This window comes from Vibrio mediterranei (assembly GCF_900088415.1).
GTDB classification, from domain to species: Bacteria; Pseudomonadota; Gammaproteobacteria; order Enterobacterales; family Vibrionaceae; genus Vibrio; species Vibrio mediterranei.
Genome location: NZ_FLLQ01000015.1, coordinates 1 through 24,360 on the forward strand (window position 1 = coordinate 1; position 24,360 = coordinate 24,360).

A 24,360-nucleotide genomic window follows, 5' to 3' on the forward strand; every position below is an offset into this window, starting at 1 on the left:
GAAGTTCACGAACTTCCATTTCAACTAGCTCTAGAAGCTCTTCATCATCAACCATGTCACACTTGTTCATGAATACGATGATGTAAGGGATACCAACCTGACGGCCTAGTAGGATGTGCTCACGAGTTTGAGGCATTGGACCATCAGTAGCAGCAACTACAAGGATACCACCGTCCATTTGCGCAGCACCAGTGATCATGTTTTTAACATAATCCGCGTGTCCTGGGCAGTCTACGTGTGCGTAGTGACGAGTTGGAGTATCGTACTCAACGTGAGAAGTTGCGATTGTGATACCGCGCTCACGCTCTTCTGGAGCGTTATCGATAGATGCGAAGTCTTTCGCTTCACCGCCGTACACTTTTGCAAGAGTAGTACAGATTGCAGCTGTTAGAGTTGTTTTACCGTGGTCAACGTGGCCGATAGTACCAACGTTTACGTGCGGTTTCGTACGTTCAAATTTTTCTTTAGACATGAGTTGTCCCTCTAGGTACGGATTTAGGTGGCTTTGAAGACCACGCAACCAAAAAATCTTGGTAATAAAGCTTCTCTTAGCCTCTAAACATAGTTGAGGCAAAAGAAAGTATCAAAAGGAAATATTGCTTTGAGAGCTGGTGCTGATAGGCAGACTCGAACTGCCGACCTCATCCTTACCAAGGATGCGCTCTACCACCTGAGCTATATCAGCACTCTATATGAGTTGGAGCGGGCAGCGGGAATCGAACCCGCATCATCAGCTTGGAAGGCTGAGGTAATAGCCATTATACGATGCCCGCAACACGTAACTCTGAGAGCTATTCCCTAAAGAATATGGTGGGGGGGGACGGATTCGAACCATCGAAGGCAGTGCCGGCAGATTTACAGTCTGCTCCCTTTGGCCACTCGGGAACCCCCCCAAATTTTACTTACCATTTTCGTCATCATTGCCCTAGGCAAAGTGAAAATGGTGCCGACTACCGGAATCGAACTGGTGACCTACTGATTACAAGTCAGTTGCTCTACCTACTGAGCTAAGTCGGCATAAGTGGAGCGCATTCTATTGAATGAATCTTGCTGATGCAACCGTTAAATCAAAAAAAATTTCGTTTTTTCACACATTCTTCCTTTTTGACGACTTTTTGTACACATTTCGGGGAATTACGCACGCTGTGTCGCATGAAATATTTGATTTATCCCTTTGTTCAGGTATGTTCAGCACTCTACGTGTATGGAAACCTTAAGTTAGGTGAGTTATGAGCCCTTTTATGTCATTTAGTCGCGAGCAGTGGTCTGCACTTCGCAACGCTGTCCCTATGACATTAACAGAAGATGATCTGAAAGAGCTTCAGGGTATTAATGAAAACCTGACGATACAGGAAGCCACTGATGTTTACTTGCCTCTTTCTCGTCTGCTTAACCTGTACGTTGCCGCGAGACAGAGTCGCAACTCCGTTCTTCAAGAGTTCTTGGGACAAAGTGACCATACGCCACCATTCATCATTGGTATTGCTGGTAGTGTTGCGGTCGGGAAAAGTACCACGGCTCGCTTGCTAAAAGCCTTGCTCAGTCGCTGGGAAAACCATCCTAAGGTAGAGCTTATTACGACTGACGGTTTCCTTCATCCTAATAAGGTACTGTTAGAAAAAGGGTTAATGGCGAAAAAGGGCTTTCCCGAGTCCTATGATATGCGTCGCTTGGTGCAGTTTGTTTCCGATGTCAAAGCGTGTAAGCGTAACGTTGTCGCTCCCGTCTATTCACACTTAACTTACGATATTACTGATGAGCAGAAAGTCGTCGACCTACCTGACGTGCTAATCATCGAAGGTCTCAATGTCCTGCAAAGTGGCATGGACTACCCTCACGATCCACATCGCGTGTTTATCTCTGATTTTCTCGATTTTTCTTTGTATGTCGATGCAGACAGTGAACGCATTGAAAACTGGTATGTGCAGCGCTTTATGAAATTCCGCCAAGGCGCCTTTACTAAGCCTGGCTCTTACTTCAGCCACTATACCCAGTTAAATGAACAAGAAGCAAAAACTAAAGCGAAGAATATTTGGGCATCGATTAATGGGATCAACTTAGTGCAGAATATCTTGCCAACCAAAGAGCGAGCTCAATTGATTTTACAGAAAGGTAAAGATCATAATGTTGAGACGGTTTATTTGAGGAAGTAGGCTGTTTTGATGAGGGGTTATGTGCGCCAAAGGTAAATCCCTGCCTACGCAGGGATGACAACATGCGGTGTGGTGACAATATCTAGTGTGGTAACAATATTTGATGCAGTAAGTGAAGTTGCTAAATTAGTGATAAGTTAAGCCACATCAGTTCAGTTTACGCAGAGAGATCTCACCACCAATAAATGGTTGAATACCCGCTTCTGTTTCCAGCAAAACGGCGCCAGTGGCATCAATGCCGCGCACAATACCTTGAATGTCTCGATTGCCCATCACCAGACGAACTTCTCGATCCAAAAAGTTATCATGACGATTCCAACGTTCAACAAAACCGTGTAAGCCACACATTTCGTAATCTTCTAGAGCGTTCTGCCAAGCCTTGATAAAGGCTACCACCAAATCGTTACGGCTAAATGGTTTGTCTGCCACTTCATTGAGTGAGGTCCAAGGCTGATCGATGCCTTCTACTTGTTCACTCATATTTAGATTCATACCCATACCCATGACTAGGTTTGCCGCGCCACCAGCTTGGCCTGACATTTCAACCAAAATGCCGGCTAACTTCTTGTCATTAAAATACAGGTCATTCGGCCATTTAAGTTTTACACCATCAATCCCAAGTTGTTCCAAGGCTTCAACTATCGCCACGCCAATCACCAGACTCAACCCCATCGCCGCTGCCATTCCTGCTTCTAACTTCCAATACATGGAGAGATAAAGGTTACTACCGAATGGTGATACCCATTGGCGGCCACGGCGGCCACGGCCTTTAGACTGGTACTCAGAAATGCACACCGCACCCGACTCTAAGCTGTTTTGTTTGTCGAGTAAGTATTGATTGGTAGAGTCGATAATAGGAATCAACTCAAATGGTGAGGTAACAGTTCGCGATAGTTTCTCTTTGGACAACAGTTCCATAGGAGCCGCTAGTTGATAGCCTTTCCCCTGAACGCGAAAGATATCAACCCCCCAATCACGAATGCCTTTAATGTGCTTACTGACAGCGGCACGAGAAATACCTAGCTGCTCACCCAACATCTCACCCGAATGAAATCCGCCTTGAGAAAGCTGCTCTAAAATCGCCAATTTCACATGATGCTCTCTCATAGCAAGTCCTTTAAATACACTTCTTGTTGAGCACCCATAAAGCGTACCTCATGCTCAAGCTCTACATTAAATTTCTTCAGCACACAGTCGCGGACATAAGCGGCAAGGTTAACAATATCCTCCGCCTTGGCATTATTGGCATTCACCAATACAAGAGCCTGTTTAGGATGCACCATGGCCCCACCCTGAGTATGCCCTTTCAGACCACACTGATCGATAAGCCAACCAGCAGCCAACTTCATCTTGTCACTCGATGGATAAGCCACTAGCGCTGGGTATTGCGCTTTGAGCGTTTCATACTGTTCGATACTGACAATCGGGTTTTTAAAGAAACTCCCAGCATTACCAGTCACAGTAGGATCAGGCAGTTTCTCTTTTCTCACTTTTACGACCACATCAAACACTTCTTTTGGCGTGGTCGTATCTGGGTCAAGAGACTGTAACGGACCATAACTTAATATAGGCTGCCATGTTTTATTTAGCTTAAGGCCAATGGCGGTCACGAGCGCCTTATCTTTCAGCTCGTGCTTAAAAATGGAGTCACGATAACCAAAACGACATTGATTATTAGACTGCCGCTTTATGGTATAGCTGTCTAAACAAAGGTACTCCACATAATCACATACTTGCTGAAGCTCTATGCCATAAGCACCAATATTCTGAATAGGTGCGCTACCAGCACAGCCAGGGATTAAAGCCAAATTTTCAACGCCAGCGTACCCCTGCTCTACACACCATTCAACCAAACTCGGCCAGTCTTCACCCCCTGATACATGCAAAAGGTGTTCAGTCTCAGAGCTGGAGTACGAAATACCTTGCAATCGATTAATGATAACAACGCCCTGATAAGGCTCCGTAAATAACATGTTGCTGCCCTTACCTAACATTAGTTTAGGTAGCGCTTGCCAGTCTGGGTTTTGGTAAATCGCAATTAGGTCGTCGACCGATTCAGCTTCTACTAGCACCTGACACTGCTGTGAGATACCAAAGGTGTGAAATGGGCGAAGTTGGGCATTGTTTTCAGTTTGCATGGGCGTTCATTGATGGCTTACACTGCCGCTATTCTATCCTTTTGAGACGAGCATTGGCTATGGATACGTTAAAATTCGGTATGCTAGACCCCATTAAACTGCCGATTGCCAAAAAACTGTATAAAGCACACTACCCAGCTGGCAAACCAAAAAGTGATGAACGTATTCTCACTCTTAGCCAAGGCCACAGCCTCTGTGCCCTCGTACGATTTCGCACCATCGAGCAGTATCGATTGATGACCGGCATGCTGGTTCTTCCAGACTTCCGACAACAAGGTGTCGGTCATCATTTCATGGCACAACTGCGACAAAATGAGCTGACCAACAACGATTTTTGTTTTGCGCTAGAACATTTACAGGGATTTTATGGGCAACATGGCTTTAAAGTGATTGCCCAAGAAGAGCTACCAGGTCCTCTTAAGCAACTGTTTTCTCGTTATATTCACGGCGGAAAAGCACTGGCAGCTATGCGATACATTGATCCCCGTTAAACTTATCAACGCTTTACTACCCATTTAGGGCAAGAGTTTGGTAAAATTCTAGGTTCGCAATTTTGCAATGACCAAAGGTACAGTCCCTCATATGATGGCTCTTAGGAACTCTTTTGAACAGCTTCCCTCAATCGCGCAGGATCCCAATGCATTGGATGTATTGTATTCCGCCAAAGATTATCGCGAGTATTTAATTCAAGCGATACGCGAAGCACAATCAAGAATCTACCTAGTCGCTTTGTATTTAGAAGATGATGACGCTGGACGCCAAATCCTGACTGAACTTTATCAAGCAAAGCAAAAGAATCCGGCTCTCGATATTGCCGTTTGTGTTGACTGGCACCGTGCACAACGTGGTCTGATTGGCGCAGACCAGTCTGATGGCAACGCAGTGATGTATCGCGAGTTTAGACAAAATCACGAGCATGCCGTTCCTGTTTACGGTATTCCAGTGCGTGGCAGAGAAGTATTTGGGGTCTTGCACCTTAAAGGCTTTATTATCGATGATAAAGTGATATACAGCGGCGCTAGTCTTAACAACATCTACTTAAATTACGATGAGCGTTACCGATTCGACCGCTACCATGTTCTGAACAACTCTGAACTAGCAAATAGTATGGCTCAGTTTGTTGCAAACGAACTGATTGCCAATCCTGCCGTCAACGACCTGTCATTGCCAGAAAAGCCAACGACAAAAGATATTAAGGCAGAAATCCGGCAGCTACGTGGTTCACTGTCTCAGGCACGTTATCAATTTAACGCTCAGCCGAGTAATGAGCACCAAGTAGCAGTGACACCTATTGTTGGTATTGGTAAGCGTCGTAACAAGCTTAACCAAAGCATCAATCAGCTATTAGCTAGTGCTAAAGACGAGATTTTTATTTGTACCCCTTATTTCAACTTCCCTAAGTCGGTAGCAAAAGAAATCAAGCGTGCCCTGAAACGCGGTGTTAAAGTGAAAATCGTGGTGGGTGATAAGACGGCGAACGACTTCTACATTTCTCCAGAGGAAGACTTCAAAACCATTGGTGGTTTGCCTTACCTCTATGAAATGAATCTGCGTCGCTTTGCTAAAGCTAACGAAGCACATATCGCGAGTCGCAATCTGTGCATTCGCCTATGGAAACATGATGACAACAGCTTCCACCTAAAAGGCATTTGGGTCGATAAGCGTTATATGCTGATTACAGGCAACAACCTAAATCCACGAGCTTGGAGCTTGGATTTAGAGAATGCCATTTTGATTCAGGACCATTACTCGCATCTTGTCGACAAGTTTGAGGCAGAGGTGGAAAACATCCTTGAACACACCCAGTTAATCTGTACCTATAAGCAGTTGGAAAAAGTGGAAAACTATCCAGCGCCTGTACAAAAACTGCTAAAGAAAATTACTCGAGTTCAAGCTGATAGAGTATTGAAACAGTTACTTTAAGTTATTCAACCTGTAACGTCTTCGAAAAAGCAAACACAAAAAAACCAGCCTCGCGGCTGGTTTTTTTACATCTCATCTAAATCAATTAAGACTTAGCTTCGCGACTTGCACGCTTACGATCGCTTTCCGAAAGGAACTTCTTACGGATACGGATGCTTTCAGGTGTTACTTCTACTAGCTCGTCATCATCGATGAACTCAAGTGCTTGCTCTAGAGTCATAATGATTGGCGGAGTAAGAACCTGTGCGTCATCAGTACCAGAAGCACGAACGTTAGTTAGCTGCTTACCTTTAAGCGGGTTAACCGTTAGGTCGTTGTCACGGCTATGGATACCGATAACCATGCCCTCGTAAACCTCAATACCATGACCGATAAACATACGGCCGCGCTCTTGTAGGTTAAACAGTGCGTTCGTTAACGCTTTACCAGCACCGTTCGAGATAAGTACACCGTTTACACGCTGACCAATCTCACCGCCCTTGAATGGACCGTAGTGATCGAACGTGTGGTATAGAAGACCAGAACCAGACGTTAGTGTCATGAATTCAGTTTGGAAACCGATTAGACCACGAGATGGCATCATGAAGTCCATACGAATACGACCTTTACCATCTGGAGCCATGTCCGTTAGCTCACCTTTACGTAAGCCGATAGCTTCCATGATGCTGCCTTGGTGCTCTTCCATTACGTCGATAGTTACAGTTTCGTATGGTTCTTGCTTCTGACCATCTTCTTCTTTGATGATAACTTCAGGACGAGAAACCGCTAGCTCAAAGCCTTCACGACGCATGTTTTCGATCAGGATAGATAGGTGTAGTTCACCACGACCAGATACACGGAACTTATCTGGATCATCCAGTTGCTCAACGCGTAGTGCTACGTTGTGTACCAGTTCCTTCTCTAGGCGCTCAAGGATGTTACGTGAAGTCACGAACTTACCTTCTTTACCTGCGAATGGAGACGTGTTTACTTGGAATGTCATGGTTACCGTTGGTTCGTCAACAGACAGCGCTGGTAGCGCCTCCACTTCACCCTGTGCACAGATAGTGTCAGAGATTTTTAGCTCGCCAAGACCAGTGATTGCGATGATGTCGCCTGCAGTTGCTTGCTGAACTTCGTGACGCTCAAGGCCTAGGTAACCTAAAACCGTACCTACTTTACCGTTACGAGTCTTACCATCAGCACCGATAACCGTTACTTGTTGGTTCGGCTTAACCGTACCACGAGTCACACGGCCTACACCGATAACACCAACGTAAGAGCTATAGTCTAGCTGAGAGATCTGCATTTGCAGTGCACCCTCTGGGTCAACAGCAGGTGCTTCAACGTTATCAACGATAGCTTGGAACAATGGTTCCATGTTCTCGCCTTCTTCGCCCTCTTCCAACGTTGCCCAGCCGTTTAGCGCTGATGCGTAAACTACTTGGAAGTCTAATTGTTCGTCAGATGCACCTAGGTTGTCGAACAAGTCAAATACTTGGTCCATAACCCAATCAGGGCGAGCACCTGGGCGGTCGATTTTGTTGATAACAACAATAGGCTTAAGGCCATGTGCAAATGCTTTTTGCGTTACAAAGCGAGTTTGCGGCATCGGACCATCTACAGCGTCAACGATCAGCAGTACAGAGTCTACCATCGACATAATACGCTCAACTTCACCACCGAAGTCCGCGTGTCCCGGAGTATCTACGATGTTGATACGGTGATCATTCCAGTTGATCGCTGTGTTTTTAGCAAGGATCGTGATACCACGTTCCTTTTCGATATCATTCGAGTCCATAACTCGCTCTTCAGTTTCACCGCGAGACTCTAGAGTACCGGATTGCTGAAGTAGCTTGTCAACAAGGGTAGTTTTACCGTGGTCAACGTGCGCGATAATCGCAATGTTTCTTAACTTATCAATCTGTGGAGTTGACATAGATTTCTTTCACTCAGTCAAGAGTCGCCGCACGATAGCCGCTGACTCGATTAAAAAAACGCCCGCAATATACCAGAAATTACGAGAGTTGTGATCTTCTTCGTTGAAATCTTGCTTAAACATAGTCGGTTTAAGCTAGTTTTGCCGTAAATATCGGGCGCTAGCGCCAAATTCACTATTTTAGCGCAGTCGATCTGCGCATCGTAGGATTGCAGTTGACACCGATTCAAAAACCATGCTGAATGTATGGCATCATTGATTCAACTTGGTGCAGAAATTTAACATTGCACCATAAAAGTGCATTCAATGATCATTTTGGTGCATCATCTTGCTCCATTATGATGAGTAATTTTGTAACAACATGAAAAATAACGGATTTATTTTTTGGCACGGTTTTAGCTTTAGTAAAATCAGCATCGATTAACGCACTTCAATAAGCAGACGTTAATCAATGCCGATTAACACTAATCGAGTACTTAACCGCTTTAATAACACTGGAGGTTTTCCAAGATGTCAGTAGAAAATGTTCTATCGCTGATCCAAGAGAACGAAGTTAAATTCGTAGATCTACGCTTTACAGACACTAAGGGTAAAGAGCAGCACGTTTCTATCCCTGCACACCAAGTAGATGCAGACTTCTTTGAAGAAGGCAAAATGTTCGACGGTTCATCAGTTGCTGGTTGGAAAGGCATCAACGAATCAGACATGGTAATGATGCCTGACGCGGCAAGCGCAGTTCTAGACCCATTCACTGAAGATGCAACTCTGAACATTCGTTGTGACATCCTTGAGCCTGCAACAATGCAAGGCTACGACCGTGACCCACGTTCAATCGCTAAGCGCGCAGAAGACTATCTACGTTCTACTGGCATTGCAGATACTGTACTTGTTGGTCCAGAGCCAGAGTTCTTCCTATTTGACGATGTTAAATTCGCAACAGACATGTCTGGTTCATTCTTCAAGATTGACGACGTAGAAGCGGCTTGGAACACAGGTACTGACTTCGAAGGTGGTAACAAAGGTCACCGTCCAGGCGTTAAAGGTGGTTACTTCCCAGTAGCTCCAGTTGACTCTTCTCAAGACATCCGTTCTGCAATGTGTCTAGTTCTAGAAGAAATGGGTCAAGTTGTTGAAGCTCACCACCACGAAGTAGCAACAGCGGGTCAGAACGAAATCGCTACTCGTTTCAACACGCTAACGGCTAAAGCGGACGAAATCCAAGTTTACAAGTACGTTGTACACAACGTTGCTCACGCATTTGGTAAGACAGCGACATTCATGCCTAAGCCTCTAGTAGGTGATAACGGTTCTGGTATGCACGTTCACCAATCTCTAGCGAAAGACGGTGTTAACCTATTCGCTGGCGACAAGTACGGCGGCCTATCTGAAATGGCGCTTTACTACATCGGTGGTGTTATCAAGCACGCTAAAGCAATCAACGCATTTGCTAACGCATCAACTAACTCGTACAAGCGTCTTGTACCAGGCTTCGAAGCGCCAGTTATGCTTGCTTACTCTGCACGTAACCGTTCTGCTTCTATCCGTATCCCAGTGGTACCAAGCCCGAAAGCGCGTCGTATCGAGCTACGTTTCGGTGACCCATCAGCAAACCCATACCTATGCTTTGCTGCAATGCTTATGGCTGGTCTTGACGGTATCAAGAACAAGATCCACCCAGGTGAAGCAATGGACAAAGACCTTTACGATCTACCAGCTGAAGAAGCAGCAGAGATCCCAACAGTGGCTTACTCACTAAAAGAAGCGCTAGAGTGTCTAGACGCTGACCGTGAGTTCCTAACTTCTGGCGGTGTATTCTCTGATGACTTTATCGATTCTTACATCGATCTTAAGTCTCAAGACGTAGAGAAAGTAAACATGACAACTCACCCACTTGAGTTCGAACTATACTACTCAGTATAATTCAAAGGTTTACAACCAATTATTAGGCTCGCCTCGCAGGCGGGCCTTTTTTATGTCCGTGTTATTTCTTGCAGCATTACCATCAAGGCTCTTAAGTAAAGCAAGGTTCCGCTAACATGAAATCTGCCCTGATATTGATACTGTGTATCCTGAGTCCTCTAACTTGGAGTATAGAGATCTACACCTGGGTCGATGAAAAAGGTGTGCAGCACTTCAGTGATCATCCTGCTAACCCTCAATCGTTGTTAATTGTGTTGCCTGAGCCTCCCGCCCCTTACTCCAGCAATGAAGTATCCCCAGCAACAAATTCTTTCTCAGAAACACCAACACCCAAGCCTATCAGGCTAAAAGTGAGTATCCGCACTCCTACTCACGATGCCACCATTCGCAACAACGCTGGTAATTTCGATGTTATTGGTCACATAGATGGCAAACTTCACGTCACAGCCAAGCTGCAGCTTCTTCTCGATGGCAAGGTATATGGTGCACCGAAAACTACTCCTCATTGGTCATTAACCGCCATTGACCGAGGAACTCACACCCTAACCATTCAAGCGCAACAAAACGGCAAGGTTATTGCATCGTCCAATACGATAACAGTGCATTTACATCGTGCATCGGTGCAATCGCCATAGCCATCAGCGTTTACGCTTTTACTCTATAAAAAATTGCGCCATACTTGGAATTATCAATGCACCATTTTAGTGCATAAACAAAAGACATTGCGTGCAGCGCACCATCATAGAGCAACGCAATGCAAAATCGATTAAGGATAGCGTGTGGCAAACTGTGAACTCACCAGTGCAATACTCAATAATGTGGTAACGGCGACCTTGATGCTCAATGAGGGATTAACAGTTCAATACGCTAACCCTGCCGCAGAGCAATTGTTCTCGCAAAGTTCCAAGAGACTGCTTAATTGCCACCTTTCTCAGTTTATTCAACACGCTTCTCTAGACTTGGCCTTGCTAACCCAGCCTCTACAAAGTGGTCAAAGTATTACCGATAGCGATGTCACTTTAGTTGTTGATGGCAAACCGCTGTTATTAGAGGTGACCGTTAGCCCCTTATCTTGGAATAAGGAACTGATGCTTTTGGTAGAAATGCGTAAGATTGGTCAACAAAAAAGGCTAACTCAGGAGCTCAACCAGCATGCTCAGCAACAAGCTGCAAAGTTGCTGGTAAGAGGTCTCGCTCATGAAATAAAAAACCCACTTGGTGGCCTGCGAGGAGCGGCACAACTGTTATCAAAGATGTTGCCTGATCCCTCACTTAATGAGTACACCAATATCATCATTGAACAAGCAGACCGATTAAGAGCGCTGGTCGATAGGCTTCTTGGGCCACAACGTCCAGGAACGAAAAAAGAAGAAAATCTGCACCTCATTTTAGAAAAGGTACGTCAGTTGGTAGAGCTTGATGCAGGAACCAGCCTGACCATAGAGCGAGACTATGACCCTAGTCTACCGCCGATCTTGATGGATACCGACCAAATCGAACAAGCGTTATTGAACATTACCAGTAATGCCGCGCAAATATTAAAACAACAAGATAATGGGCAAATCACCTTGCGCACGCGCACTGTGCATCAAGCCAATATTCACGGACAGCGCCATAAACTCGCTGCTCGGATAGAGATCATTGACAATGGCCCCGGCATTCCGGCCGAACTCCAAGATACGCTGTTCTACCCCATGGTAAGCGGCAGAGAAGGCGGAACGGGTCTTGGGCTGTCCATTTCGCAAAATTTGATCGACCAACATAATGGAAAAATAGATGTAGAAAGTTGGCCCGGTCGCACCATTTTTACTATTTATCTGCCTATTTAGCCTCAAGGAGAAAGAGGACTTAATATGGCTTGCTGTAAGGAAGTTTGGCTATGAGTAAAGGATATGTATGGGTCGTCGACGACGACAGCTCAATACGATGGGTAATGGATAAAACCCTTTCATCAGCAAATATCAAATGCGAGACATTTGCTGATGCAGAAAGCGTGCTAATGGCATTGGAGCGGGAAACACCGGATGTATTGGTGTCCGATATCCGTATGCCCGGTATTGATGGCATTGAGCTGCTTAATCGAGTTCAAGAAAGCGCCCCAGATTTACCAGTCATCATAATGACCGCACACTCTGATCTCGATGCGGCGGTAAACGCCTACCAAAAAGGCGCTTTTGAGTACCTACCTAAACCTTTTGATATTGATGAAACACTCACTCTGGTCGAGCGCGCTATTACTCACAGCCTAGAGCAGAAAAGTGCCCTTTCGCAGGAAGAGGTGATCGCAGCTGATGCACCGGAAATAATTGGTGAAGCACCCGCTATGCAAGAAGTGTTTCGAGCGATTGGCCGTTTATCTCGTTCCTCCATTTCTGTGCTCATTAATGGTGAATCAGGTACGGGTAAAGAGCTTGTCGCGCACGCCTTACATCGCCATAGCCCTCGCTCTAGCAAACCTTTTATCGCACTCAATATGGCAGCAATTCCCAAAGACCTTATCGAGTCAGAGCTATTTGGCCATGAGAAAGGTGCATTTACTGGTGCAAATAGCGTGCGCCAAGGACGTTTTGAACAAGCCAACGGCGGGACCTTATTCTTAGATGAGATTGGCGACATGCCATTGGATATTCAGACTCGATTGCTGCGCGTCTTAGCCGATGGACAGTTCTATCGTGTCGGTGGGCACTCTGCAGTCAAAGTGGATGTACGTATCGTCGCCGCGACTCACCAAAACCTCGAAAAGCTGGTGACCGAAGGCGAATTCCGCGAGGATTTATTCCATCGCCTTAACGTCATTCGTATCCATATCCCATCTCTTCGAGAACGCAAACAGGATATTGAAAAGCTGACATTGCATTTCTTGTCTTTAGCAGCAGAAGAACTCGGTGTGGAGACCAAGTCTCTTAATCCGGACACAGTGGATATCTTAAATAAGCTCGACTGGCCGGGAAATGTGCGCCAGCTTGAGAATACCTGTCGATGGCTCACGGTAATGGCCAGCGGCAGTGAAATTCTACCAAGTGATTTGCCTACCGAGTTATTAGAAGAGCCAAGACGCATTACTGATATCGGTGCTGGGGATTGGCAGTCACTACTCTCTTCATGGGCTCAGCAGGCCCTTGAGTCTGGTGAGACAGAAATACTTAACCATGCACAACCGCAATTCGAGCGTATATTGCTTGAAGCAGCTCTTAGCCACACCAATGGCCATAAGCAAGATGCAGCGAAAGTGCTCGGCTGGGGACGGAATACTCTTACTAGAAAGCTTAAAGAACTCTACTAACAAAGTTCTTATTAGATCATCGACTTGCCTAACGCACCGCCATTATTTAGGTCATTTAGTCTCAAATGACCTAAATAATTCTATCAATCGGCCGATTTATAACTATTGATTATTAATACGTTACGGCAAAGCCTCAGGCCTATCTGCGAGCTCGTTGCCACACAACATCAGAGCATATGCCAGGTTTACTGAAAATCTCCTTCAAGAAAGCCCTAATCACACCATTTATTTTGGTGTTTCTGTGCTCGATCGGCACCATTTTATGGCTACAGAAAGAGCACTACGACGACCTTGCGTTGGAGATAAGTGAAAAGCAGCTTACTAGCTTAAGCTACAACGTGATTCAGAGCTTAGATATCTATCTTGAAAGGCCGATGGCAGTGGCCGACGCATTAGCTCATGCGATTGAATACCATCAGCTGTATTCCGCCAATGATGCCCTAGCTATCGAAGATTATTTGCTGTCCAGTTTTAAATCCCTTCATACTGAGTTTTCGCAAATTGACTTATTGGGTTTTGGTGGCGAGTTAGGTGAATTCCTTGCCATACGAAATGCAAAGTCCATTCATACCCCAAACGGTTACTCTTTGATGGTAAAGGACGCGAATACTGGTGAGCAGCTTAATATCTACCAAGGTGAAAACCGACAGTCTCAAGTCATCGATACCATAAAACCTTATGACCCAAGATTGCGCCCTTGGTACCAGCCGGTCAAAGAAAACCCCGTGGCTATGTGGTCAAAGCTGTATGCCAACGCCGACGCGGAACAAGAAGTGACAATTTCTGCTCTCGCTCCGGTATTTAGCTCAGACGGAGACATTCGAACCTTCGTTGGAGTGGCTGCTGTTGATGTACAGATCGATACTTTTAGTCTCTTTCTCAATGAACTAAAACACGACCATAATGCGCAAGTCTTTATTATTGATAACCAGCGTCAGCTCATCGCACAAGCCGATGATGAATCGATTCTTGATGCTAACGGGCAAAGGCTATCAATGGCTGACAGCTTGCATCCTGCTTTGACCTTTCTTGATCAAACTTTAGATAATACCGAACTGACTGAACCTCACTTATTCGCCTTTCCTTACCGAGGAGACACCCATTATGTGATGGTTAGTCATTATCAAACTAATACCAATTTAAGTTGGTACGTTGTGGTGTCTATCTCCAATCACGCTCTGCTTGGCGATATACCCATGATTAGCAACCAAACGCTAATAGCGGGCTTGATTTTAGGCGTGCTGGGGTTACTTGTCGGTATCGTCATCATCAACCGACTGATTCTGCCTATGTCTGAAACCGCTGAGGCGGCAAAACAGATTTCTAATGGCTCTTGGGACTACCCATTACCCAAAAACAATCGTATCAAAGAGATCTCGCTGCTCGTAGAAAGCTTCTCCGCCATGCGCTCACACTTGCAAGCATCGTTTCATACTTTGCGAGAACAGCTCACGCGTGACAACTTGACCAAGCTGTATAGCCGACAAGGCTTTATTGAGACTTGCAATGCTATGAATAGCAACAGCGGCTGTATGATGCTGCTCGGCATTAATCAATTTAGAGATATCAATGACAGCTTAGGTCACCATCAAGGTGATATTTTACTCTCCGTCATTGCAGAGAGACTCAAAGCGTGGGTGTTGCTTGAAAATGGTGTGCTAGGGCGAGTTGCCGGTGACGAGTTTGCCATCTATCTACCCGACGTGCTGCCACAGCAACAACTGTGTTATCAACATCGAATTCGACAGATATTCAGCGCCCCCTTCGTGATGCAAGGTGAGCCATTAATGTTACAGGTCTCTATTGGTATCGCACCTATTACCAAAGAGGACACCACAGACACAACGCTGCGAAATGCGGGCATTGCCCATAGCCACGCAAAGTTTGATTGTCAGCGCTGCTGCATTTATACCCCCGACATGGCTGAGAGTTCGAAAAAGAAAACGCGCTTGTTAGCTACATTACGTCATGCCATTGATAACAAAAAGTTTGAAGTGCATTTCCAACCCATTATTGAACTCGACAATGGTCAAATTTTAGGTGCTGAAGCTCTACTGCGACTTCGTGATGATGAAGGACAATTCATTTCACCTTTGGATTTCATTCCTATTGCGGAGGGCTCGGGACTGATTAGCAGTATTGGTCGGATTATGGCAGAGAAAAGCCTCGAAACCGTTGTCAAAGCTATCAAACAACAACAGTTACCTGCGCACTTTCAATTGCACATTAATGTCTCAGTCATTGAACTAGCGAGCGCAAGCTATGTGGATGAATTGTCAGGACTGCTCAAACGAGCAGGTTTTCCGGCAAGTCAGCTTACTGTCGAAGTGACGGAATCGCGACTGGCTGACAATGATCCAATCACCCTTGGCAACCTCAGCAAAATTAGAGCACTTGGCGTTAATATTGCTATCGACGATTTTGGTACTGGCTATTCTTCCCTCGCCTATCTCCACAAGCTGCCATTTAATAGCCTGAAGGTCGATAAAGCCTTTGTAGATAGACTGACTCCAGACAATGCTGAGCAGAGTGTTGTTGCAGCAATCACTAAGCTATCAAGCAGCTTTGGGTTTACGCTTGTGGCTGAAGGGATTGAAACACCACTGCAAGCTAAGCTCGTTCATGACCTTGGCTGTCATCATGCACAGGGGTATTTGTATGGTCGACCGACACCGTTAGAACAATGGCCGCAGCAGGCCGCTACGACCAAAATGAAAAATCCGGTAGGTATTAAATAACGCGGGAGAACTGTTGCTGACGCGCTTTTTGACGTAGATATTTGTCAAAACACATACAGATATTACGAATCAATAAACGACCACGCAGTGTCACTTCAATCGAATCGTCTGACACTGCAACTAATTCATCATCAATAAACGTTTGCAGCAATTTCATATCTTCAGCGAAATAGCTTGAGAAGCCAATGCCAAAGGTCTTTTCTATAAATGTTTTGTCGAGCTTGAAGTTACAGATAAGCTGCTTGATCACTTCACGGCGAATCAAGTCATCTTTATCAAGGACTACACCTTTCCACAGTGCATGTCTCAAATCATTCACTTGAGCGTAGTACTTTTTCAGCTCTTTCTGGTTTTGTGCGTAGCTGTCGCCAATCATAGAAATCGCAGAAACACCAAAGCCAACTAGGTCGCAATCACCTTGCGTCGTGTAACCTTGGAAGTTTCGATGCAGCTCACCCGCACGCTGTGCAACCGCTAATTCATCTTCAGGAAGAGCGAAGTGGTCCATACCGATAAACTGATAGCCTGCGCCAGTCAACGTCGCAATAGTATCTTGCAAGATCGCCATTTTTTCTTCAGCTTGAGGAAGATCCTCGTCTTTAATCTTACGCTGCGCGGCAAATAAGTTTGGCATGTGAGCATAGTTAAACACCGATAAACGCCCTGGACGCATGGTCAGAACCTGCTCAAGAGTCTCGGCAAAACGCTGTTTCGTTTGCTTCGGTAAACCATAGATAAGGTCGAGGTTGGTTGAACGGAAACCTAGTTGTTTGGCGCGCTCAGCCATGGCAAAGATAAACTCTTCATCTTGCTCACGATTCACCAACTTTTGCACTTCTTTATTGAAGTCTTGAACGCCGATACTCAAGCGGTTAAAGCCTTCTGAGCGCAGATGGTCCAACATATCCAACTCAATTTCACGCGGATCAACTTCGATACTAATCTCAGCACCTTCTTGGAAGAAGAACTCACCACGAAGAATTGCCATCAATCGACTGATCTGGCTTTTGGTTAGGAAGGTTGGCGTACCACCACCAAAATGCAACTGAGTCACTTTACGACCCTGAAGCAATGATGCACGCTGACGAATTTCGTGTTCGATAACATCGAGATACTCATCGGCTTTGTGTGCATGACGGGTAATCACTTTGTTACAGCCACAGTAATAGCAAAGCTTATGGCAGAACGGAATATGAACGTACAGCGATAGTGGACGTTCTGGATATTGAGTACACGCCATGTCGTAATCAGAGATGGTATAAGCTTCGTGGAACTCGACAGCGGTCGGATATGAGGTATAACGAGGACCCGAGTAGTTATACTTATCGAGAATCGCTTGATCCCAGACTATCTGTTGCTTAGTTTCTGATTGACTTTGAGACATGGTAATACTTCCAATAAACATGTGTTTCTTGACGCACCAATCGCAACCCAACGAGCGCAGATTGGCGGTGCGTCAACTAGGCGCTATTTTGCCACAGGAATATGACTGGGAGCGCCGTTAACTGCATTTTTGCTCAAATCGTCAACAAAAATGCTAGCTTGATCACTAGTCATGACCAACGAAACGAAAAGGCTATCCTACAAGCTTAATATCAATGGCATTGTTCAGTGGCTTAACCTTCTGCTGAAGGTCTTTAAGCTCTTCGATAATTGCGTCATTCAAACGCGCTTCTGCCTTCTGACGTGTAAGGTTATCCCGCATTCGGTCTTGCTTTTTCATCTCTTGTCGCGCATCACCGCGTGGCATATCTTTAACGATATGATATAGCTCAGAAGTCGCGGGGTAGCTCTCATCAAAATCGACACGGTCATTGCCTTGAACGTAATCCATAATGTTGTAGAGTCTAATCGCCGCTTCTGATACATCACATTGCCCTTGAATCGTCGCTAAACAAATCGTATCGACGCTTTCAAAAATGTTGGCATTTCGCTTTTGGATGGCCAAGTCGCGATGCTGCTGTTGCAACTCCTTTTGCTTTTTAAGTTGCAGTAGCAAATAGCCCGCATAACTAGCCAAGCCGACAATAATGATGGCACCAGCAATGGCTAACAGTGTGAAGGTATTCATCTGCTCTACCTTTATTAATCCTTGAATTGGTCGATGTCTAGCTCTTCAAATTGAGACAACAAATCAGCATCGCTGCTTGCTTTGCCCTTTGTCTGACGAGGCTCTTCAACCATAGATGATTCAGACTCATCTTCGATCCCTGGTTCCATTAGGCCAAGACGGTTCATCAGTACTTCAATTCGGTCGAGTTTCTCGTCAACGTATTTTTGCAGACCTGCACCCAAGTTTTCACCGCTTTCAATACGATCAAGCAATACGTTAAGCTGTGCATCATTTTCGAGCATTTCAAGTTCTTGCTCAGCAGATAAACGACGCTCTTGTTTACTTGGCTTTTTCTTATCATCAACGATAAGTGGGATTTTTTTCTTGCTACCTAAACGCGGGTCTAGCTTTGCTGCGCTGCCTGCCTGTTTGGTTTTTGAACCTTCTGAATGACGACTGCCAGACTTCTGGCCTTTGCGCTTTTTCAAACGCTTGCGTAAGCGACCTTCCACATCCGATTCAGTGCGGTTGCGTGTAACAATTACAGGCTCTGGATTCGCGCCTGGTTTTCTCGATTTTTTCTTACGACTCATTACGTAAGCTTCCTCAGTAAAATGACATCATTACCAATGAATTCTAACTCCAGCCCATCTCTTTGTGCCAAATACACAAAGGTGGCTCGACTAAAGAATACAACGTGGGTTTGGTCGTTCTTGTAGTGCCATTTGGCAAAGGCATCCACATCAACCACCATTTTAGTCATTAAGCCTAACCATCCCGCAGGCTTAATGAGCGATAACCATTGTTGCCAAACTAAGTCTGGCTCATACAAGTGCTCAATAACTTCCGTTGCTGTGACGAAGTCATAGCTATTATCTAATACCGAACTCTCTGGATAATAGTACAAATCATACAGCGACATGTCATAGCCTTGCTCTTCGAACATCAAAGACAAGGTTGGGCCCGGGCCACAGCCAAAATCGAGACCTTTTGAGCCTTGTGATAATCGTTCTTGTAGTGGTGAAACTAGTCGAGATAAAAAACGTCGATAGCCAGCATCACTAGGATCATTGATATGAAGGTCATAAATCGCTTTTTCCGCGCTCGCATCAAGTCGTTGCAGCCTTGGTACAAACACCAACTGACAGGAACCACATTGCAAGTAATCTCGCTTCTTATCGCTGTGATAATGGTGTACAGAAAGTCCCGCACACAGTGGGCAAGCTTCCACAATTTATCTCCTGAACGATACAAGGGTGCGAAACATACCAGAAAGTGAGCACGGTGGGGAGTGGAGACGGGTATTTTTTCTACAATTTCATCAAAAACGCGTAGAATTTAAGGCAGAGAAGTCGTTTGCTTATCTGCCTTAGTGCTATTACATCCAATCAGTGTTGCGAATAATACCAACCGCAACCCCTTCAATAGCAAGGTGCTGAGCAGTTAGATCGACTTCAATCGGAGAAAATTCTTCGTTTTCTGCATGCAGCAATACGGTCGCGCCTTTGCGTTCAAGTCTTTTTACCGTCACATCGTCATCGACACGTGCAACCACCACTTGTCCATCACGAACATCCTGTGTTTTATGTACCGCAAGTAGGTCACCATCCATAATACCGATGTCCTTCATACTTTCGCCATTAACACGCAGCAGAAAGTCAGCTTGTGGTTTAAACATGCTCGGATCAACTTGGTAGTGTGCTTCAACATGCTCTTGCGCCAAAATAGGCTCACCCGCAGCAACTTGACCAATCAATGGCAGGCCGGCGTCTTCGTTCGCAGCATCTTCAAGCAGAATACGAATGCCTCGAGATGCACCAGGGATAATTTCAATGGCTTTTTTACGTGCTAGAGCTTTTAGGTGTTCTTCTGCCGCATTCGCAGAGCGGAAACCCAACTCTTTCGCGATCTCGGCACGAGTAGGTGGCATACCTACATCGTCTATTTTGCTTTTGATTAAATCAAAAACTTGCTGTTGTCGTGGCGTTAGCGGCTTCATAATTCACCTGTCTGTTTATACAGTTAACTGTGAGTATATCCAGTAATGGTTTAATTGCAAAGACAATTGGTTGTTTTTTTAGCGGCTTAACACCATATCTAACTCAGACAGAGCAAAAAACATCGAATTAGGATGTAACGAGTTTTTTCATTAAAAGGTAAGACCAGTTTCTGGTATGCTTGCACCGCTCTAAATATAGTGCCTAGGATTAACACACTACAATTCATAGTATGTGCGCTTCTCAGGCATTGTTTCTTTCGAACAAATTGAGGCTGTGAACCTTTATGTCTTCAGGACAATCACTGTTCCGTTCCTTTCTTAAACTGCCAATGTCGGTATTGGTTAAAGGGACGGCGATTCCATCTAACCCTATCGAAGACCACAATATCGATGCAACGAAACCTGTGGTGTACGCCCTTCCGTTTAGCTCCAATGTCGATCTGCTCGCATTACAAGAGCAAGCCTTGGCCGTTGGGTTACCGGATCCATTAGAGCCTATCGTGCTCAATGGAGAAGAGCGTAGTCGCTTTGTCTTCATCGCCTCAAGACCAACTCTCATTAGTAGCGACCAGAACGTTCCGAACGAATCCATCGCACTGTTTTCTGACTTACTTAAAGAGCACGAGAAAGACCGTGAACTTGATGTTCAGGTTATTCCGACCACCGTTCTTTGGGGCCGTAAACCTGGTAAAGAAGAAACACCAAAGCCTTACCTGCAACCGATGAACGGTCTGCAAAAAGCCTTCGCGGTTATTGCTTCAGGTCGGGACTGCATGGTGCGCTTTAGCCCAGTAGTGTCGCTACGCTATATGGCAGACTCACATGGCACGGATGAATCTATCGCTCACAAACTGGCGCGTGTTGCGCGTATCCACTTCTCAAGACAGAAGTTCGCTGCCTCTGGCCCTAACCTGCCAAACCGCCAAGTACTATTCCATCGTTTACTCAACTCCCAAGTGATTGAGCAAGCGATCACAGACTACGCGCAAGCTAGCGATATTAGTGAAGAAAAAGCACGCAAAGAAGCTCATCAAATCATGGATGAAATTGCTGCTGACTTCTCATATAAGCTGATAAAAAGTGGCGACCATATCCTTCATTGGCTGTGGAACAAACTCTATCAAGGCATCAACGTCAATAACGCTTCTACCGTGCGCCGTTTAGCGCAAGACGGTCATGAAATTGTTTATGTACCTTGTCACCGTAGTCATATGGACTATCTATTGTTGTCCTATGTTCTTTACCGTGAAGGCATGGTACCACCGCACATTGCTGCGGGTATTAACCTCAACTTCTTCCCAGCAGGGCCTATTTTCCGTCGTGGTGGCGCGTTCTTTATTCGCCGCAGTTTCAAGGGAAATAAGCTTTATTCGACGATTTTCCGTGAATACTTGGCAGAGTTATTTGCCAAAGGCTATTCCGTTGAATACTTCAGCGAAGGCGGTCGTTCACGTACTGGCCGTTTACTGCAAGCAAAAACCGGCATGCTGGCAATGACGATTCAAGCGATGTTGCGCGGCCTTAACCGCCCTGTCACTCTGGTTCCCGTGTACATTGGTTATGAACATGTGATGGAAGTGAGCACCTACGCCAAAGAGCTGCGTGGTAAGCGCAAAGAAAAAGAGAATGCAGGCCAAGTAATCAAGACCATTCGTAAACTGCGCAACTTTGGTCAAGGCTATGTGAACTTTGGTGAGCCAATTCCACTCAATCAATATCTCAATGAAGCCGCGCCAAACTGGACGCAAGACATTGATCCAATGGGCACCAGCAAACCACAGTGGTTAGTACCTGCAGTCAACGATCTTGCGACCAAGATGATGACTAACATTAACGATGCTGCGGCAACTAATGCTCTAACGCTATGTGCCACAGCCTTGCTTGCCTCACGTCAACGGGCGTTATCTCGTGACAGCTTGGTGTCACAGATTGATTGTTATCTGTCACTGCTTAAGCACGTTCCATATTCACAAACTAGCACGCTGCCTAACGATTCAGCAGAAGAATTGGTAGCTCACGCCGAGTCATTGGACAAGTTTGTCATTGAATCTGATACCTTAGGCGACATTATTTCCCTAGATCGTCACCAGTCGATTCTGATGACCTACTATCGCAACAACATCATCCACTTGTTTGCATTGCCATCTTTGATCGCACAAATGTTGATCCGCCAACATAAATTGTCACTTGAAGCTATCAAGTACAATGTGGAGAAGCTTTATCCTTTCCTCAAGAAAGAGCTGTTCTTGAATCTAGACCAGGCAGAGTTGGAACAGGCCGTCGACGGCATCGTTGCAGAACTTGAACGTCAGCAACTAGTCGTGGTGGAAAAAGGGTTTGTCTCAATGAACCAATCCAACACTCAAACCTTGATGTTACTAGGTAGAACGATTTCCGAGACGCTTCAACGTTATGCGATTTCACTCAATCTACTAGCTAGCTACCCTGAACTAGGCAAGAGTGATTTGGAACAGAAGAGCCAAGAAATTGCCCAGCGTCTTGGTCGTCTTCATGGCATTAATGCTCCGGAGTTCTTTGATAAAGGCGCCTTTGCAGCTCTGTTCAGCACCCTGAAAGAACAAGGCTACCTTGATGTAGAAGGTAATTGTGATAGCGCCGCTACCGAAACGTTAGCTAGCCTACTATACAGCTTGCTCTACCCTGAGGTGAGATTAACTATTCAAGAGAGTGTCCATCAAAGCGATGTCGAAACTGCTATAGAAGACGCATCTGCTTCTGAGTAAATCCCTTAAATAACAAAGGCGCTATTCAATAGCGCCTTTGTTCTATTCTCTATCTTGCTACGGCCAGAGTGCCACCAGCAACCCGATCGTCACTACCATACCCACATAGTTATTATTGAGGAAAGCTTGGAAGCACGGCATTCGCTCACGTTGTCTAATGAGCCATTGTTGATAAACAAACAATGCTCCAACCACCAGCAAACTCCAATAAAAACTCGCACCGAGTTCATACCATCCACCCAATGTGTACAGCATGAGTAATGTAGCAAACTGCAATAAACCAATGATGAGTTTGTCTCGGCGACCAAACAAGATTGCCGTCGATTTGATCCCTACTTTTAAGTCATCGTCACGATCAACCATGGCGTATTGAGTATCATAGCCAATGGTCCAAAGGGCATTAATCACAAAGACAAACCAAACCATAGGTGGCAGCTCATTTGCTTGTGCAGCCCACGCCATCGGAATCGACCAACTGAACGCCAATCCTAAAAACAATTGCGGTAGATGGGTATAGCGCTTCATAAATGGATAAATAAACGCTAAAAATAGACCAACAAACGACAGCTGTATCGTCAGAGTATTCATCGTCAATACAAGGATAAACGACGCAATAGCGAGGAAAAGGAACAGCACTATGGCTTCTCTTGATGACACCAAACCTGCTGGAAGCGGTCTAAGTTTGGTGCGTTCTACATGGCCATCCACCTTACGATCTGCAAAGTCATTAATCACACAACCTGCACTGCGCATCATGATCACTCCCAATGAGAAGACCACTAATACATGCAAATCTGGTATCCCTTCGGCCGCAAGAATCAGCGCCCAAAGTGTTGGCCAGAGCAGCAGTAACGAGCCGATGGGTTTGTCCATTCGCATTAACTGCCAATAGGCTTTTGCCTTTGCCGAGGTCATTATTCACTCTCCATGTTATAGACCGGCGAGTCGGGAAGAAAAAGCTCCGCGACCAATATTGGATGTCCTGAGACCCACAAACGAGAACGACGAGCAAACAAGTCCCCTTGCGGAGTCGAGATCATGGCAACTTGCAGCGCATCACGCTTAGTATCTGAGCTTGAAAAAACGGTGACCCCAATAGGTACAGTTCCTTGTTGTGAAATGTCGTATTGGCTTCTATCCATAGCATCGAGCGACATCAACGTGCGACCGATGACCCAAGGTACATCATCGCCTGATAGCACCACCTCTCGTAGCCAGCAGGCTTCATGATCAAGTAACTCTACTTCTTCATGAGACATGCATTGTGGAGTACTGGCTTCGTTGCGCACCACTTCTACTGCGAAGTGATCACAATGAGCACTTAATTTATGTGACAAAGAGCCCTGCTCTGTTAACCATTGCAAGACATTATCATTGGTAAATCGAAACTGTTCTGGAGATTGCCATTGAGCGTGGCTTAATACTTTCAGATAATCGAAAACTGAATCATTCATTTTGCTATTCAATAACACGCGCTTAAGGCGTACAATC

Annotated in this window: 20 protein-coding genes and 4 tRNA genes; 9 read left to right on the forward strand and 15 right to left on the reverse strand. The window is 45.5% G+C overall.

Features of this window, described 5'->3' with window-relative positions; genetic code table 11:
• From VME0621_RS24660 to VME0621_RS24680, 5 genes are all read right to left on the reverse strand, one after another.
• On the reverse strand, positions 1-472 hold a 472-nt coding region (locus VME0621_RS24660), incomplete at its 3' end, for a GTP-binding protein (RefSeq protein ID WP_146159027.1).
• A 137-nt stretch (positions 473-609) separates the two neighbouring features.
• Positions 610-685 (reverse strand) — tRNA-Thr (locus tag VME0621_RS24665).
• Positions 686-698: 13 nt separating this feature from the next.
• Positions 699-773: transfer RNA gene (locus VME0621_RS24670), tRNA-Gly, on the reverse strand.
• 35 nt (positions 774-808) lie between these two features.
• Positions 809-893 (reverse strand) — tRNA-Tyr (locus VME0621_RS24675).
• A 48-nt stretch (positions 894-941) separates the two neighbouring features.
• A tRNA-Thr gene (locus VME0621_RS24680) sits at positions 942-1,017 on the reverse strand.
• 212 nt (positions 1,018-1,229) lie between these two features.
• Here VME0621_RS24680 and coaA point away from each other — a divergent pair.
• Positions 1,230-2,153, forward strand: coding sequence for a type I pantothenate kinase (gene coaA / locus VME0621_RS24685; protein WP_006074988.1), 924 nt, complete (start codon positions 1,230-1,232; stop codon positions 2,151-2,153).
• A 147-nt stretch (positions 2,154-2,300) separates the two neighbouring features.
• Here the strand turns inward: coaA and birA are convergent, their stop codons facing one another.
• On the reverse strand, positions 2,301-3,260 hold the full coding sequence (birA, locus tag VME0621_RS24690; protein ID WP_006074987.1) for a bifunctional biotin--[acetyl-CoA-carboxylase] ligase/biotin operon repressor BirA: 960 nt from the start codon (positions 3,258-3,260) through the stop codon (positions 2,301-2,303).
• On the reverse strand, positions 3,257-4,291 hold the full coding sequence (gene murB, locus VME0621_RS24695) for a UDP-N-acetylmuramate dehydrogenase (protein ID WP_062463171.1): 1,035 nt from the start codon (positions 4,289-4,291) through the stop codon (positions 3,257-3,259). Before murB ends, birA begins: the two co-directional genes overlap by 4 nt.
• A 59-nt stretch (positions 4,292-4,350) precedes the next feature.
• On the opposite strand from murB, the gene VME0621_RS24700 reads away from it, so the two are divergent.
• A complete protein-coding gene (locus tag VME0621_RS24700) occupies positions 4,351-4,782 on the forward strand; it encodes a GNAT family N-acetyltransferase (protein WP_038231146.1) in 432 nt (143 codons plus the stop codon).
• 91 nt (positions 4,783-4,873) lie between these two features.
• Positions 4,874-6,214 (forward strand): CDP-diacylglycerol--serine O-phosphatidyltransferase, encoded by a 1,341-nt coding sequence (gene pssA, locus VME0621_RS24705; RefSeq protein ID WP_062463241.1) that lies wholly within the window; start codon positions 4,874-4,876, stop codon positions 6,212-6,214.
• 85 nt (positions 6,215-6,299) lie between these two features.
• Here pssA and typA read toward each other — a convergent pair whose 3' ends face one another.
• A complete protein-coding gene (gene typA, locus VME0621_RS24710) occupies positions 6,300-8,132 on the reverse strand; it encodes a translational GTPase TypA (RefSeq protein WP_038231142.1) in 1,833 nt (610 codons plus the stop codon).
• Between the two features lie 510 nt (positions 8,133-8,642).
• Between typA and glnA the strand changes: the two genes are divergently transcribed.
• From glnA to VME0621_RS24735, 5 genes are all read left to right on the forward strand, one after another.
• A complete protein-coding gene (gene glnA / locus VME0621_RS24715) occupies positions 8,643-10,052 on the forward strand; it encodes a glutamate--ammonia ligase (protein ID WP_006074981.1) in 1,410 nt (469 codons plus the stop codon).
• Positions 10,053-10,168: 116 nt separating this feature from the next.
• Positions 10,169-10,687, forward strand: a complete 519-nt coding sequence (locus VME0621_RS24720; protein WP_038231141.1) for a DUF4124 domain-containing protein — start codon at positions 10,169-10,171, stop codon at positions 10,685-10,687.
• A 144-nt stretch (positions 10,688-10,831) separates the two neighbouring features.
• Positions 10,832-11,881: a nitrogen regulation protein NR(II) gene (glnL, locus tag VME0621_RS24725; protein ID WP_062463174.1), complete on the forward strand. Its 1,050-nt coding sequence runs from the start codon at positions 10,832-10,834 to the stop codon at positions 11,879-11,881.
• A gap of 50 nt (positions 11,882-11,931) precedes the next feature.
• The gene (glnG, locus tag VME0621_RS24730; protein WP_062463177.1) at positions 11,932-13,335 is read left to right on the forward strand and encodes a nitrogen regulation protein NR(I); all 1,404 of its coding nucleotides are present in this window, start codon (positions 11,932-11,934) and stop codon (positions 13,333-13,335) included.
• Between the two features lie 176 nt (positions 13,336-13,511).
• On the forward strand, positions 13,512-16,073 hold the full coding sequence (locus tag VME0621_RS24735) for a bifunctional diguanylate cyclase/phosphodiesterase (RefSeq protein WP_062463180.1): 2,562 nt from the start codon (positions 13,512-13,514) through the stop codon (positions 16,071-16,073).
• Here VME0621_RS24735 and hemN read toward each other — a convergent pair.
• From hemN to lexA, 5 genes are all read right to left on the reverse strand, one after another.
• A complete protein-coding gene (gene hemN / locus VME0621_RS24740; protein ID WP_038223144.1) occupies positions 16,066-17,457 on the reverse strand; it encodes an oxygen-independent coproporphyrinogen III oxidase in 1,392 nt (463 codons plus the stop codon). The genes VME0621_RS24735 and hemN overlap by 8 nt on opposite strands.
• Before the next feature lie 192 nt (positions 17,458-17,649).
• Positions 17,650-18,144 (reverse strand): DUF2489 domain-containing protein, encoded by a 495-nt coding sequence (locus tag VME0621_RS24745; RefSeq protein ID WP_006074975.1) that lies wholly within the window; start codon positions 18,142-18,144, stop codon positions 17,650-17,652.
• Between the two features lie 14 nt (positions 18,145-18,158).
• Positions 18,159-18,719 carry a Der GTPase-activating protein YihI gene (gene yihI / locus VME0621_RS24750; protein WP_062463183.1) on the reverse strand — a complete coding sequence of 187 codons (561 nt, stop codon included), beginning with the start codon at positions 18,717-18,719 and terminating at the stop codon, positions 18,159-18,161.
• Complete coding sequence (locus VME0621_RS24755; RefSeq protein WP_062463186.1) at positions 18,719-19,357, reverse strand: class I SAM-dependent methyltransferase; 639 nt, start codon at positions 19,355-19,357, stop codon at positions 18,719-18,721. The genes yihI and VME0621_RS24755 overlap by 1 nt, the downstream gene beginning before the upstream one ends.
• A 147-nt stretch (positions 19,358-19,504) precedes the next feature.
• On the reverse strand, positions 19,505-20,125 hold the full coding sequence (gene lexA, locus VME0621_RS24760; protein WP_006074971.1) for a transcriptional repressor LexA: 621 nt from the start codon (positions 20,123-20,125) through the stop codon (positions 19,505-19,507).
• A gap of 284 nt (positions 20,126-20,409) precedes the next feature.
• Between lexA and plsB the strand changes: the two genes are divergently transcribed.
• Complete coding sequence (gene plsB, locus VME0621_RS24765) at positions 20,410-22,869, forward strand: glycerol-3-phosphate 1-O-acyltransferase PlsB (RefSeq protein WP_062463189.1); 2,460 nt, start codon at positions 20,410-20,412, stop codon at positions 22,867-22,869.
• Positions 22,870-22,926: 57 nt separating this feature from the next.
• Here the strand turns inward: plsB and ubiA are convergent, their stop codons facing one another.
• Entirely contained in the window at positions 22,927-23,784 is an 858-nt protein-coding gene (gene ubiA, locus VME0621_RS24770) for a 4-hydroxybenzoate octaprenyltransferase (RefSeq protein ID WP_062463192.1), read from the reverse strand.
• Positions 23,784-24,323 (reverse strand): chorismate lyase, encoded by a 540-nt coding sequence (locus tag VME0621_RS24775; protein ID WP_031494467.1) that lies wholly within the window; start codon positions 24,321-24,323, stop codon positions 23,784-23,786. The genes ubiA and VME0621_RS24775 overlap by 1 nt, the downstream gene beginning before the upstream one ends.
• Between the last annotated feature and the right edge of the window lie 37 nt (positions 24,324-24,360).